Raw genomic sequence first — 13,361 nt, 5'->3', positions numbered from 1 at the left:
AAAATTTGTGTGGTCGGCTACGTTGTCTGTTCCTGTTTTGCCGCGACAGGATTGCGGATTACCGCGAGCAGCATTGCAAGAGTGGCGATTCCCGCTGCGATCCAGAAGACCGATCGGGGACCGGAGTGGTCGTGAACGCGTCCGCCCACGAACGCGCCGAGGGCGATGCTTGCATTGAAGACTGCGACCCAGAGGGCGGATGCAGCCTCTCGGTGTGCGGGAGCTGCGTGTGCGATCCATGTCTGAGTACTGACGGATACACCGCCGTAGAAGAAACCCCATACTGCCATGAGCAGAGCGCCGGCGATCAAGGTGGCGGCCCAGATCGGAAACAGGGCGAGTGTCAACGCTATTCCCACGCTGAGGACGACGACCACCGTCTTCGAGGACTTGGCGGCGGATGGCCCGGCAATGAAGTTGCCGACGACGCCGAGGACACCGTAGATCAGGAGCATGGTGCCGACCTGCGAAGCGTTCGCCCTTGCAAAGAACTCCAGTCCCGGACGCACATAGGTGTAGGCCGCGAAATGAGCGGTGACGAGGAGAGCGGTAATTGCGATTCCGACCCGGACTCCTGGGTTCCGAAAAGCCTCCAGGAGACTGCCGAGCGACAAGGCTTGATCGGCCGGCATCGTCGGCAGGACAGCGAACATGGCGAGCGCGATCACCGCCGCGGCGCAGCTGAGAGCCCAGAAAGCGACGCTCCACCCGGCCGCCGCCCCGATGTACGTCCCAGCAGGAACACCGAGAACTGAGGCGACGGCGATTCCGCTGAAGATGATCGTGGTCGCCAACCCGACGGATCTGGTCTCCACCAACCTGGGAGCCAGGCTCGCGGCGAGTGCCCAGACTCCGCCCATGCTCACCCCTAGAAGGACGCGAGCCACAGCGAGGACAGCGAAGCTCGGCGCAAGGGCCGTCAGGGCGTTCGCCGCTGCGACGAACAGCATCAAGACGATGAGCGTCGACCGACGATCGAAGCGCCGGGTCACAACGGGCACGAACGGCGCAGTGGCCGCTGCCACCAAACCGGTGATGACCAGTGAGAGCCCGATGGTCCCTTCGCTTTCCACCAGAGCAGCACCGATCGGGGTGAGTAGCCCGACCGGCATCATCTCTGCCGCGACAACGACGAAGGTGGACGCTGCGATCAGGGCGACAGCAGCCCAGTGGTTCTCGGTGGTGTGTGCGTGGGTTGGGGATGTGGGCGCAGGGCTGTGCTGCCCGGGCGCGGAATGTGGCATGTAACCAGGGAAGCTCTCACAGGCCACCGGATCAACGGCGAATCGCTCATCCAACCATTAGCCCAATTCATCGATGAGCAAGGATGGAGTGCGCGAACGAGTCGTGGATCGGAGTGAAATATGTCGGAACTTCCGATGCGTGAGATCGAGTGCTTCCTCGTACTCGCTGAAGAACTGCACTTCGGTCGCACCGGAGAACGGTTGTTCATCTCCCAGAGTCGGGTCAGTCAGCTGATCAGCGCGTTGGAGCGTCGTATCGGCACAAGCCTCGTAGCGCGGACCAGTCGCCAGGTGCACCTCACTGAATTCGGCGCCGAATTTCTTGCGTCGCTGGCTCCCGCCCACCGAGCACTCGCAGCAGTGATCGACGACGCTCGAACGAAGGCGCGCAACATACCGACACCACTTCGGGTGGGTTTCCAAGGAGCAATTTACGATTCGATCGCGACGGCCGTCTCTCGCTTCGAGATACAACATCCGCAAATATGCGTGACCATCAAGGAATTACCCCTTGGTGATCCGTTCAGTGATGTACTCGCCGGGCGAATCGATGCGGCGGTAGCCCTTCTCCCCGTGGATGAGCCCGAACTGACAACCGGGCTCGTCTTTTCTCGACAGCCCCAGACACTGGCCGTCTCAGTCCATCACCCGTTCAGTGAACTGGACGTGATCGACGCCGAGCATTTAGCGCAGATATGCCTGGTACCGATCACTGGACCCGCCCCTGACTATTGGCAGCGTGTGAATTCCCCGAGCACAACGCCGGGCGGAGCCACGATTCCCACGCAGGGTGGGGCGAGCACCGTCCAAGAAGGCCTGTCGCAGGTCGCATTCAGCCAAGTCGGCCTCATCCTGTGTGCCGCTACCGCTGCATACAGCCAGCGCTCGGACATCACATTCGTGCCGATCAACGGATTACCTGAATCTGCATTGGGACTGGTGTGGCGAACCGATCTCGAAAGCCCACGACTTCGCGCTTTCGCGAAGGCGATCGAGGAAGCACACACCTGTCCAACCTGACGGCGATCAGTCAAGTCGCGGAAGGACTCCGGGGCGTTGGTGCGCATCGTGTGTGGGATGATCACGCCATGTCTGCGATCACCGATTACTTCACGGCACCCTCGGATGAGCACGCCGAATCTGCACTCGAAGGACTCGTCGACCTGGAACCAGCGGCGATCGAGGCGAACGATGCCTCTCGCCCGCGGATCCAGCTGGCTGCGAGCGGAACTCCAGTTCTACAGGCGAAGGGTGTCGATCCAGTTGTCGCACTCGGCCGGCTGGAAGCATCCCTCACCGCTCGACCCTACGACGAAGTCGCAAAAGGTCCACGCTGCGGGAAACTCGTCGCAATGAGCGACGACGGCGACACCCTCGTGCTCACGGTTGCCGACGAATTACGTGATGCACTAGCGGAATTGAACGCTGAAGGTGTCGCCGCTGCTGCGGCAGCCTGGGCGATCGACGAGACGGGTGAGCCGTCGGAGAACACGCTGCCCTTCCTGACTGCCTTCGCCGAACTAGCTGCCAGAGCTGTGGCCGAAGGCGAACGAATGTACGGCTACGTCGTCATCTGACGCTCAGATTCTCGCCAGATATCAACCGCCGCAACATTCGCCGAAGTCAGTTGACCTGCCGATCCCGACCTTGCCAGAACTCTTGACGAAGCTTGAACTTCTGGATCTTCCCGGTAGCAGTGCGTGCCAACTCCGGACGGAATTCGACCCGCTTCGGGCACTTGTAGCCGGCAAGTCGCGTGCGGCAGTGGGCGATGAGTGCTGCTTCGTCGATCGATTCCGCGCTCTCGTCGAGCACGACGAGCGCAGTTACCAATTCACCCCACTTCTCGTCCGGGATACCGATGACTGCGACCTCCCTGACCGCTGGATGTGACATGAGCGCGTCCTCGACCTCGATCGAAGTCACGTTTTCGCCACCGGTGATGATGACGTCCTTCTTCCGGTCGGCGATCGTGACGTAACCGTCCTCGAAAGTGCCGCCGTCGCCGGTGTGGAACCAATCGTCCTCCAGCGCACTCGCTGTCGCCTCGGGATTCTCCCAGTACGACGCGAGGATGTGGTTGGACCGTGCCAGCACTTCGCCGGTGTCGTCGACCTTGATCTGCACACCGATGGCCGGTGCGCCCGCTCGCCCGAGCAGTCGAGCTTGCTCGGGCACCGGTAGGTCGTCCCACTCGGCACGCATGCGCGACATCGTGAGCAGTGGCGACGTCTCGGTGAGACCGTAGATCTGAATGAACTCCCAACCAAGGTCGACCCTGATCCGCTCGATCGTTCGGGTCGGGGGTGGGGCGCCCGCGACGATTATGCGCACCCGGTCGCGGCCGGGAATTTCGCCTTCCCACGTCTTGGCGGCGTCCAGGATCGCCGAGACGACAGCCGGCGCGGCACACAGATACGTGACACCGTGCTCCTCGATGCGGCGCAGGATCTCCGCACCGTCGACCTTGCGCAGGACGACGCTCTTCGCGCCGATTGCCGTCGTGACGAAGGGGTGTCCCCAGCCATTGGCGTGGAAGGTCGGGAGCGTGTGCAGGTAGACGTCTCGATCGGTAACGGTTGCCTGCCAACCGAACACAACCGCGTTGATCCAGTTGCTGCGGTGCGTCAGCTGCACACCTTTGGGACGGGCAGTGGTTCCGGAGGTGTAGTTGATCGTGGCGGTCGCGTTCTCCTTCGTCGCCGCGTCCGCGACCCACGGCCTCGGATCGGCATTCGGCCCCCAGATCCGATCGTCGTCTCGGCCGAGGACGAACGTGCGCTTGCACGGCACCTCGGCAACAAGGTGCTCGAGTTCGGGGTCGACCAACAGGACCTCGGCCCCCGAGTGCTCGACGATGTATTGGATCTCCGGAACACTGAGCCTGTAGTTGATCGGCACCAGCACCCTGCCCCATCCGGCGACGCCGTAGAACGAGGCGAGGAATCGGGCCGCGTTGTGCGAGACGATGGCAACGCGACCACCGACCGGGACGCCCAACTCGTCGAGCGTCGCCGCTTGCCGACGAGCGAGGTCGCCGAGGTCGGCGAACGTGATCTCGCCCCACGACTGCGCCGGCTGATCCGGCTCGTCGACGATGGCGACTCGATCGGGGTAGACAGTGACCGCCCGGTCGAGGAAATCACTGATGGTCAGCGGGATGATCATGTGCACTCCAGGTCTTGGGCCGAGTTTGTGGCCCGGGAGATCCGACAAAGACGGATAGCTTTGCCCGCGTTCGGCACTGTCACCACCCTCCGAAGAGGGTATCGATTCCAGGTTCCCTCAGCCCCCTCTTCGGAGGGTACGAAGTGTGACTGTCACCGGTCACCCTGTGCTTCATGCCTCACCCTCGTGTCGCCCGAGATCGGTCCAGCCCGGTCGAACGTCGAGGGTCGGACACATTCGATTCGCCCCATCCAAGGAGACTTCATGGCACACGTGTACAACTCCGGCGTCGAAATTCCCATGCGGGACGGCGTCACACTCGCAGCTCTCGTATTCCAACCCCTTGAAGGCAACGCCCCCACCCTGTTGCTGCGCACTCCCTACGGGCTCGCATCCCACGGCGCCGGACCCACCGAAGTCCTACCTTTCGTCGACGCGGGCTACGCCGTCGTATGGGTCGAAAGCCGTGGAACATTCAAGTCGGAGGGGGAATTTCGGCCCAAAACGAACGAACCGGAGGACGGCTACGACACCGTGGAATGGATCCTCTCGCAACCGTGGTCGGACGGACAGGTCGGCACCTATGGGCCGTCGTATTGCGGAATGACACAGTGGGCGACCGCGTCCACGGGACATCCCGCGCTGAAAGCCAGTGTGGTGAAAGAGACGGCGATGAATTGGTACCGAGGTTTGTGGTATCACCCCGGCGGTGCGCTTTCGCAAAGCTTTTCGACGTTTTGGCCTACAGCTATGAACGCAAGCAACGAGCGCAGGAAGCTTGCGGCAGGGCGGGGCAGCCTCGATCGCGTGCTCGACTTGGGCGGCGGTCTGCTCAACGGTCGTGGACTTTCTCTCAACGACCACACACCGATCTCGACCCACCCATTGCTTCCCCTCGAGCAGTGGATGAGCGAGATTCTTGATCACCCCGACTACGACGAATTCTGGAAGGAACAGGACTTCACCACTTCGGTTCCCGAGATGACCCAGCCCGTCCTCTCCATCGCCGGCTGGTACGACATATTCATCGTCGAGCAATTACGCGACTTCGAAAGGTTCCGGAGAGAGGCTGGTTCGGAGGAAGCTCGAACAGGTTCACGTCTTGTCGTCGGCCCCTGGATTCACGAACTGGACTACTCCTCCGAATTTCCCGACCGCGACTTCGGCGCCATCGGAGCCGCCGCAGCGTGCGACCTGACCGGTGCGCACCTGCAGCATTTCAATCGGTGGCTACGCCCGGGAGCTGATGCACCCGCGCCGTCACCCGCGCCGGTGAGGCTGTTCGTCATGGGAATCGACCAGTGGCGGGACGAACAGGACTGGCCGCTACCGGACACGACATATGTCGACTACTTCCTCTCCGGTGATGCCCCGAACGACCGAGGAGAACTGCTGCTGGGCGGACCGGGGGCAGCGTCGGAGTCTCGATACCGGTACGACCCACGAGACCCGGTACCCACTGCAGGTGGACCGAGCATGCCCGCGCGGTTCGGATTCAACGGTCCCGTGGACCAGAAGGAGGTTGCATCGCGACCGGATGTCTTGTGCTTCACCGGCCCAGCACTCGATGAGGACACCGAGGTCACCGGATACGTCAAGGCAACGCTGTTCGTCACCTCCGACGCAGTCGACACCGATTTCACCGCCAAACTCGTCGATGTATTTCCTGACGGGAAAGCCATCAACCTCTGCGACGGCATCCTGCGTGCCCGCTACCGCAACGGCCTCGATCGCCCAGAACACCTGGTCCCGGGAGCGGTCTACGAAGTCGAGATCGATATGGCCGCGACGTCCAACGTGTTTCGTGCTGGGCATCGGATCCGCGTCGACATCTCCAGCAGTAACTTCCCCCACTACGACCGCAACACCAACACCGGCGGTTTCATCAGTCGCGAATCCATCGACGACGCCGTGGTCGCGCACAACACCATCCTCACCGGACCCGACCACCCCAGCCGTCTGGTACTTCCCCGGATCAACCGCTGACCAGTACCTGCACTGATCGACGGTTGCCGGAACCACACTCATGGTCCCGGCAACCGTCCCAACGGTGTGAGCCTGACGGTCACGCGATCATGCCGTCCCGACGAGCAAGGACAACAGCCTCCAACCGGGTACTCGCGCCGAGCTTGTGCATAGCGGACTTCATGTAACTCTTGACCGTGAACAGAGCCAGACCCAACACTCCGGCTATCTGAACATTCGTCATGCCCGCGCCGGCCACCGTCAGGACGTCGATTTCACGTTTCGTGAGCGAAGCGCTGCCGGCGCTTTCGGAGCGTTCCCCCTCGTCGACCAGCCGGGCGGCAGCCTTGACGAGCGCCGCACGCACATCAGCATCACCGACACTGCCGGCAAGGAGCCGTAATTCCGCATAGACCGATCGCACCTGCTCGCGCAAACGTGCATTCACGGTGGCCTCTTCGGACAACACACCGTTCGCCGAAGTCACGGCACTGACAGCCAGTTCTTGCTCCAGCGCCCGCGCTTCCTGCACGACGGTGTCCTCGATGCGACCTCCCACGACCTCGGAAGTGCGAAACGCGCCGTAAATGACTCCCACCGTCTGACGCCCGACAATGATCGGCGTGGCGACCAGCGCCTTGAGCCGCTCAGCTCGGATGACCTTGTCGTATCGGTGTGTGATCACCTGGGTCTCGAAATAATCGTTCACGGCGATCGGCCGGCGCATGACCGCCACCTTGCCGCCGAGTCCCTCACTCGGATCCAGCGTCAGCCCGGGGAGCGCTCCGAGGGTCGGACCGTCGAAGCGCTCGATTAGGAGGTTTCCGGCTCTGTTGACGGGCCCACCGAATGCAAGGGAGGCCCCTGTCGAGACCCGGACCCGCTTGAGGGCGCGCTCCATACGCGTGCCCAGATCTTGCGCAGTCAAATCGTTCGATCCCCTATCAGGAGGGTGTAACCCAGCGCTCAGTTCCGTCCCCCTGTGACGGCTATCATAGCGACGCGAGCAGGCTACACCGTCCCGACCCGGACTTTGTCTTCCACCGGCAGTGACCAGGTCAGCCCGGGATCTGCAGGGCCAGATCGTTGCGGTCGAAGTCCGAGAACTGCTGGGTGTCAGTGCAGTATCCGCAGTTCACCCCGAAGAACTCGGTGCGAGCGTTCGGATCGTCGAGTAACCAGTACCGCAGCCAGGCGGTGCTCGGCCCGCGCATGTCGCCACCGGTGATCGCCGTACCGAAGTGCGTCGCGCCGCGCAGTTCCAGATACTCGGCGGGCACGTGGTCGGCATCCTCGTACATCGCCCGCACGATCGCCGGCCAGACGATCGCGTCGGCCTGACCGGCAAGATAGAGAACCGGCTCGTCGATGAGGTCGACATCGTTGAGCGGGCCCGGCTGGATCGCGACGGCAGTGTCGACGCGGTCGTCGATCGCGGCATTGATCGCCGCAGATCCGCCCTGCGAGTGCCCCACCGCACCAATATGTTCCAGGTCAACTTTGCCGAAGAAGACACTGGATGGGTTGGCTGCCTTACTTTCGATGAGATCAATTCCCGACCGCATGGTGATGGCGAAGTTACTTGCCGGGGTATTGGCGGCGACCACGATGAATCCATGGCTGGCGTAGTGGCGCAACAAGGAGGTGTAAGCGCCGGGGAGCACGCCGGTCCCGTTCCCCCAGATCACAACCGGATGCTTCTCGCCTCGTGCGCCGAGTTGACGCGGGTAGTAAAGAGTGTGTACCAGCCCGATCGACACAGTCGGCGTGTACGGCCCTGCGCTCGCCCAGTCGTGACCGACGCTCGGGATGCCGGGAGTCTCAGCGGCGGCCGTTCCGGCCGGGCCCGCGAGTCCGAGTGTCGCGCACAGCGCAACCGCCGCTACAGCATTCGCGAACAATTGCAGAGATTTTTGCATGAAGGTCGACCTTTCGAAGTTGCGGCAATTTCGGTGCAGACGGTTCGATCACGGGACGCTCGGGGTCCTGTATTCGGTAGCTGAACCACATTCGGTGAATTGTCGATCCAGAGTGACGTGTATTACATAGTTTCCGGAAGGCGGCCCGTCGGCTTTGTTGGAGAAAACGGGGTTTGCCAGAAGTGTTGTGTCTGAACACAAAATCATCGTTCCCGACAGATAGCCGGCCGCCGCGAATACCCAGAGTTCAAAGAGAGAATCGCCTCTGTCTAAGGCTCCCGCACGGATTGCTCGGCGCACAGCCGTAGGAAGTGTTCGACGATCTGGGTGTTCTGGCCATCCCTTGCCACGGCTGCGATCTTGCGCGGTGGAAGCTCGAGTATCTCGCCGACCGTGCAACCGCGTTGGGATGCGCGCTCAGCACTCGAGAGTTCGAGAATCACAGCACCGATTCCTTCATACGCGAAATCCGCGAAGACATCGCGGTGCTGTGACCTCATCACGAAGGCGTGGTCGATCCGAGGTTCGATCGAACGCAGGTGGCGATACACGTCAGATGTCTCGAACCGTGGTGCGACGACCAGGCCGATGCGCATCAGATCTTCGCCAACGAACACTCCGTCAACCGGGGCTGGAGTGCCGGGCGGGCAGACGAGTCGCAAGTTGTGGTCCGGAAGACGAACGATTCGCGTCCCGGGGACACCGGTAGGCGGCGACTCCATGATTGCCACGTCCGCTGTGCCGGCCATGACCGGGTGAATTGCGTCGGCGACTGACGACCCGGGCGGATCCGAGATGGTGATCCTCAGGTTCGGCACCTTGGTACGCAGCGCTCCGAGCAATACCGCGGTGGGATCGTCCGCAAGGCTCGCCGTCGTGGCGACGCTGAGGTGAGGGAAAGCTGACAGCACCGACTCGCTGTCGATCACCAATCGGTCGAGCGCGGCCAACGCATCGCGGGCTGGATCGATGAAATTTCGTCCGCGTGCAGTCAATGTCGCGCCGGCCCGCCCCCGATTGAAAAGCTTTCCTCCGACGCGTCTTTCAAGTCGCGCAATCGATTGAGAGACGCTCGATGTTCCCGTGAACCGGTACGCCGCTGCCGCCGTGATACTGCCGTGTTCGACGACTGCGAGGAAGTCTTGTAGCTGCTGCGGATCGATTCGTGGACTCGCAGACTCGCCGAAGTTGCTCATCCGGCATTCCCCAGTCCACCCTCGTCACGTAATCGAGTCGTCGTTTCGATAAACGCTTGTGCCGCAGGCGATGGCGTCGAACCGTGAAACATCCACAGATCGCGACTGAGCGGGGGGCGAGTACGACGCAGTACCACGCCTTCTCCGACTGTGTCGGCAACGGATTCGGGAAGGAATGCAACCCCGACGCCTGCACGCACAAGGGGAATCATCGAGGCCGCAGAAATGGTCTCCGCAACCACGGCCTCGTCCACCGTGCGTTCGCCAAGGCGTTCGGCCAATAGCCGCCGTGTCACATCACCACGCGGACTGGCGATCAACCCGATTCGCAGAAGATCGGTCAACTCATCTGCCCCCTCCCCGCTGCTTCGTGCACTCGGCACCAGCGCCACAATTCGTTGCCGACCGAGGAGGATTCGTTCAACACCTTCGTCGAACACCTCGTCCACCCCGATGCCTACGTCAGCCTGACCCGAGGCGACCACCATTCCGATTCCGTCGGTGTCGTTGCTGAGCATCGTCACCGCAACATTCGGAAACCTGGTTGTGAACGCACCCAGAGCTGTGGCCGCCGGATCACGCGCCAGCGTCCGCGGACACACGACCGTCAGCCTCCCACGCTGCACGACGTTCAACGGATGCAAAGCGTGATCCAGATCCCGGTACGCCCGAAGTACTTGGGCTGCCGGACCGGTGAGATCGCGTCCAGCGTCCGTCAGGGTGACTCCCCGCGAACCGCGCCGGACGAGCGCCAGCCCGCACTCCTTCTCCATTCTGGCCAGAGCCTCCGAGATAGTCGGCTGGCTCACTCCCAGTCCGCGTGCAGCCGCCGAAATGCTGCCGCGATCCGCAAGGGCGAGAAAGTATTCCAGATGACGTCGGTCCACCAGGGCGCTCCCTTCTCCGTAGAAATCTGCGTGTGCGCACGGTTCCGGCCTCGTTGGCTCGCTGAGTTCGGCGGGGTTTGCCCCCGGCCGAGGCCATAGGGAAACCCTATGGCATCCCTCTCGAATGTGGCGTAGACGGGAAGAAGAATCCCGTGATCTGCTTCACATATGAACGCAGTGAGCAACAACCCCGGGGAGCTTCGATCAGACGCACCCGTCTGCCTCTTCGGAGCGACCATCACCGCCTGTGAGCAAACCGGTGGAGGCACAGAGATGACCGAAACCATAACCACGAGTGCGTCATCGGGCTCGGCGTCACCCCGATCTGCGGAGCGAGCGCACTCTGAGCCGAAGCCCGCTCGACGGCGTCGAGTCGGCACTCGCCTCACCATCGGGGTACGACTGGCCCAGGCCGCGTTGCTTCTGGTCCTACTCGGCGCGTGGCAACTCGTCGCATCGCAAGGCTGGATCGAGCCGGTTCTGGCCAAAACGCCGGGGGAGGCCTGGAATTACTTCACCGCAGCGGTGCATTCGGGTGAGATTTCGTCCAACTTGCGCGCCACGATGACTGCTGTCGTGATCGCCTGGATCCTCGCGAGTGCCGTCGGAGTGGCGGTCGGACTCTCACTCGGCCTGCTCCCGACCCTCGAACGCATCATGAGTCCGTTCTTGGATGCGGCGAATGCCATGCCGCGCCTAGCGCTGGCGCCCCTGCTCATCGTCATTTTCGGTATCACGATGACGGCGAAGGTCGCTCTCGCGTTCACACTCGTTTTCTTCATAGTCTGCTCGAGCGCACGGGCCGGCGTGAAGTCGGTGGACGACGAATGGCTCCGGCTTTCCACTGTCCTCAATGCCAGTAAAACGCAAGTGTTTTGGCATATTCTGCTCCCCGTCGCGACCCCCGGAATCTTTGCCGGTCTTCGGTTGGGGCTGATCTATTCGCTACTTGGCGTGGTGGGTTCGGAACTGATCTCGTCACGGGACGGGCTGGGCCAGCTTGTGTCGATCTATTCGGCCCAGTTCCGGATGGAAGCGGTCTACGCGATCCTCATACTTCTCGCAATCGTCGCAGTCGTCCTCAACCAGGCCATGAATTTCGCCGAGCGCTACCTCCTTCGGTGGCAGCCCCCGGCTCGACGATGACAGGAATCATCATGGATACCAACGTGATTACGCCCGCCGTCCAACTCGACGGACTGACGATATCCTTCCCCTCACCAGACGGATCGGTGAAGACAGTGGTCGATGATCTCGACCTCACAATCCCTCGCGGACAGTTCGTGAGCCTGGTCGGTAGGAGTGGTTGCGGCAAGACCACTCTGCTCAACGCGCTCGCTGGATTGGTGGAAGCGACGGAAGGCAAGACCGAGGTCCTCGGCACAACGCCATTCGACGCTCGTTCCCGGATGGGCTTCATGATGGCCCGAGATGCGCTGTTCCCGTGGCGAACAGCGCAGAAGAACGTGGAGTACGGTCTCGAATTGAGAGGAGTACCCAAGGCGGAGAGACGAACTCAATCCGCGCGCTGGCTTGCCGCCGTTCAAATGTCCGAGGCATCACAGCTGTGGACTTGGCAACTCTCCCAAGGGATGCGTCAGCGTGTCGCATTGGCCCGAACGTGGGCTCTGGATCCGGACATCTTGTTGATGGACGAACCCTTTGCCGCCCTCGATGCGCAAACCCGAGTCGAAGTACAGCGAGAATTCCTCGAGCTTTGGCAATCCCAGGTAGGCCGGACGGTCATCTTCGTAACCCACGACCTCGGCGAAGCCATCTGTCTCTCCGACCGCGTTCTGCTGCTCGGGGCCGGCCGGGTGATCGACGACGTCAGCATCGACATCGAACGCCCCCGCGAACTCGAAACCCTTACCTCCGAACCTCGATACATCGAAATCTTCAACCGGCTGCGCGGTCAACTCGACCACTGATGTGCCCAGCCAACTCAGCTCGACTACTGATGCGCCCAGCCCGTCAAGGAGCAGGAAACCCATGAAACTTCGACCTTTCGTCGGCACAGCCGTAGCAACGGCCCTACTGCTTTCCGCGTGCGGAGGGGGAGGGCGCCCGAACGACGGTAGCGTCGCCATCGGGGTCTACCCCGCGAGCGCTTTGTCTCTCCCTGTCTACGTCGCCGTCCAACAAGGAATGTTCGACAAGGAGGGCCTCGACGTCGAGCTCATCGACGGAAAGAACGGACCCGAGCTCATCAGCGGTCTCATCGGCGGTACAACTGATCTCGCGGTCGGCGCACCCGGAACCGTCGTGCCGGCCATCGAGCAAGGGCAGAGACTGCGACCCCTTTCCCCGTACGGGTCGATCGATCTTGCCATCGCCGTGACGAAAGACAGCGGCATCACCACCGTCGAGGATTTGCCCGGCAAGCGGATCGCCATACCGTCACGTGGCGGTGCGGCCGAGCAATTCGTCAATCAGCTTCTTGCAGAACGAAACATCGATGCATCCACAGTGCAATTCATCGCAGCGGCACCCACCGCGAGTCAGATACCACTCGCACGAAAGGGCGACATCGATGCCGCCGTTCTCACCGCTGCCAGTCAAGCCGTATTCGACGCTCAAGGAATACCGATGACACCGATTACCTCAGTCAACCCTGTGGGCTCTGACGGCGTGAGCTCATACGGCCTGGGCACTGTGCTCGTCACGACAGCCACATTCGCCGAATCCGATGCTGCTGCCCCCGTTTGTGCGGCGCTCGAGGCCGCAGCAGGGTGGATAGCCGATCCCGCCAACGAGCAAGCAGGGGCTCAACTTCTCACCGAGCGGATGAATGTCCCCGCCGACAAAGCCACCGAGGTGTGGGCTTCTCAGAAGAACCTCTGGCCCGTCGAGATTTCGGCCCACCGATGGACACAGAACGTGACATGGGTGAACAACCAGACCTCGGGCAAGTCCGACGCAGATGTCCCTTTCGACCCCCTCTGCTGACCAACGCCCATACCCAATCCAGTTCGACTACCA

At 62.1% G+C, this 13,361-nt stretch carries 12 protein-coding genes; 6 read left to right on the top strand and 6 right to left on the bottom strand.

The window, feature by feature from the left end; translation table 11 throughout:
- Positions 1-17: 17 nt before the first annotated feature.
- Positions 18-1,244, bottom strand: a complete 1,227-nt coding sequence (locus ABWI03_RS26985; protein WP_298772787.1) for an MFS transporter — start codon at positions 1,242-1,244, stop codon at positions 18-20.
- 120 nt (positions 1,245-1,364) lie between these two features.
- Between ABWI03_RS26985 and ABWI03_RS26980 the strand changes: the two genes are divergently transcribed.
- Together ABWI03_RS26980 and ABWI03_RS26975 are read left to right on the top strand one after the other, a co-directional pair.
- Entirely contained in the window at positions 1,365-2,264 is a 900-nt protein-coding gene (locus tag ABWI03_RS26980; RefSeq protein ID WP_296554079.1) for a LysR family transcriptional regulator, read from the top strand.
- Positions 2,265-2,332: 68 nt separating this feature from the next.
- Positions 2,333-2,821, top strand: coding sequence for a hypothetical protein (locus ABWI03_RS26975; RefSeq protein WP_200313002.1), 489 nt, complete (start codon positions 2,333-2,335; stop codon positions 2,819-2,821).
- Between the two features lie 46 nt (positions 2,822-2,867).
- Here the strand turns inward: ABWI03_RS26975 and ABWI03_RS26970 are convergent, their stop codons facing one another.
- Entirely contained in the window at positions 2,868-4,412 is a 1,545-nt protein-coding gene (locus tag ABWI03_RS26970; RefSeq protein ID WP_124567246.1) for an AMP-binding protein, read from the bottom strand.
- Between the two features lie 264 nt (positions 4,413-4,676).
- Here ABWI03_RS26970 and ABWI03_RS26965 point away from each other — a divergent pair, with 264 nt between their 5' ends.
- A complete protein-coding gene (locus tag ABWI03_RS26965) occupies positions 4,677-6,398 on the top strand; it encodes a CocE/NonD family hydrolase (RefSeq protein ID WP_298772783.1) in 1,722 nt (573 codons plus the stop codon).
- Between the two features lie 79 nt (positions 6,399-6,477).
- On the opposite strand, the gene ABWI03_RS26960 is transcribed toward ABWI03_RS26965, so the two are convergent.
- From ABWI03_RS26960 to ABWI03_RS26945, 4 genes are all read right to left on the bottom strand, one after another.
- Positions 6,478-7,305, bottom strand: a complete 828-nt coding sequence (locus tag ABWI03_RS26960; protein WP_298772781.1) for a helix-turn-helix transcriptional regulator — start codon at positions 7,303-7,305, stop codon at positions 6,478-6,480.
- A gap of 130 nt (positions 7,306-7,435) precedes the next feature.
- Positions 7,436-8,296 (bottom strand): alpha/beta hydrolase family protein, encoded by an 861-nt coding sequence (locus ABWI03_RS26955; RefSeq protein ID WP_298772779.1) that lies wholly within the window; start codon positions 8,294-8,296, stop codon positions 7,436-7,438.
- Positions 8,297-8,565: 269 nt separating this feature from the next.
- Positions 8,566-9,492, bottom strand: coding sequence for a LysR family transcriptional regulator (locus ABWI03_RS26950; protein ID WP_298772777.1), 927 nt, complete (start codon positions 9,490-9,492; stop codon positions 8,566-8,568).
- Positions 9,489-10,379: a LysR family transcriptional regulator gene (locus ABWI03_RS26945; protein ID WP_235170705.1), complete on the bottom strand. Its 891-nt coding sequence runs from the start codon at positions 10,377-10,379 to the stop codon at positions 9,489-9,491. Before ABWI03_RS26945 ends, ABWI03_RS26950 begins: the two co-directional genes overlap by 4 nt.
- A gap of 273 nt (positions 10,380-10,652) precedes the next feature.
- Here ABWI03_RS26945 and ABWI03_RS26940 point away from each other — a divergent pair, with 273 nt between their 5' ends.
- The 3 genes from ABWI03_RS26940 (at position 10,653) to ABWI03_RS26930 (ending at position 13,328) form a co-directional block, all read left to right on the top strand.
- Positions 10,653-11,525: an ABC transporter permease gene (locus ABWI03_RS26940; RefSeq protein WP_298772773.1), complete on the top strand. Its 873-nt coding sequence runs from the start codon at positions 10,653-10,655 to the stop codon at positions 11,523-11,525.
- Between the two features lie 11 nt (positions 11,526-11,536).
- Positions 11,537-12,310, top strand: a complete 774-nt coding sequence (locus ABWI03_RS26935; RefSeq protein WP_234036600.1) for an ABC transporter ATP-binding protein — start codon at positions 11,537-11,539, stop codon at positions 12,308-12,310.
- A 61-nt stretch (positions 12,311-12,371) separates the two neighbouring features.
- The gene (locus ABWI03_RS26930; RefSeq protein ID WP_298772770.1) at positions 12,372-13,328 is read left to right on the top strand and encodes an ABC transporter substrate-binding protein; all 957 of its coding nucleotides are present in this window, start codon (positions 12,372-12,374) and stop codon (positions 13,326-13,328) included.
- Positions 13,329-13,361 lie beyond the last annotated feature (33 nt).

Source organism: Rhodococcus baikonurensis (assembly GCF_040489275.1).
Classification (GTDB): Bacteria; Actinomycetota; Actinomycetes; order Mycobacteriales; family Mycobacteriaceae; genus Rhodococcus_F; species Rhodococcus_F baikonurensis.
Note: the sequence above shows the minus strand (reverse complement) of the source record. Positions and strands in the feature narration are given on the sequence as shown.

Bases quoted from the DNA above. Each gene is read 5' to 3' on its own strand.
- ABWI03_RS26940 (WP_298772773.1), top strand. From the start codon at position 10,653: ATGACCGAAACCATAACCACGAGTGCGTCATCGGGCTCGGCGTCACCC.
- ABWI03_RS26985 (WP_298772787.1), bottom strand. From the start codon at position 1,244: ATGCCACATTCCGCGCCCGGGCAGCACAGCCCTGCGCCCACATCCCCA.
- ABWI03_RS26950 (WP_298772777.1), bottom strand. From the start codon at position 9,492: ATGAGCAACTTCGGCGAGTCTGCGAGTCCACGAATCGATCCGCAGCAG.
- ABWI03_RS26980 (WP_296554079.1), top strand. From the start codon at position 1,365: ATGTCGGAACTTCCGATGCGTGAGATCGAGTGCTTCCTCGTACTCGCT.
- ABWI03_RS26965 (WP_298772783.1), top strand. From the start codon at position 4,677: ATGGCACACGTGTACAACTCCGGCGTCGAAATTCCCATGCGGGACGGC.
- ABWI03_RS26935 (WP_234036600.1), top strand. From the start codon at position 11,537: ATGGATACCAACGTGATTACGCCCGCCGTCCAACTCGACGGACTGACG.
- ABWI03_RS26930 (WP_298772770.1), top strand. From the start codon at position 12,372: ATGAAACTTCGACCTTTCGTCGGCACAGCCGTAGCAACGGCCCTACTG.
- ABWI03_RS26955 (WP_298772779.1), bottom strand. From the start codon at position 8,296: ATGCAAAAATCTCTGCAATTGTTCGCGAATGCTGTAGCGGCGGTTGCG.
- ABWI03_RS26975 (WP_200313002.1), top strand. From the start codon at position 2,333: ATGTCTGCGATCACCGATTACTTCACGGCACCCTCGGATGAGCACGCC.
- ABWI03_RS26970 (WP_124567246.1), bottom strand. From the start codon at position 4,412: ATGATCATCCCGCTGACCATCAGTGATTTCCTCGACCGGGCGGTCACT.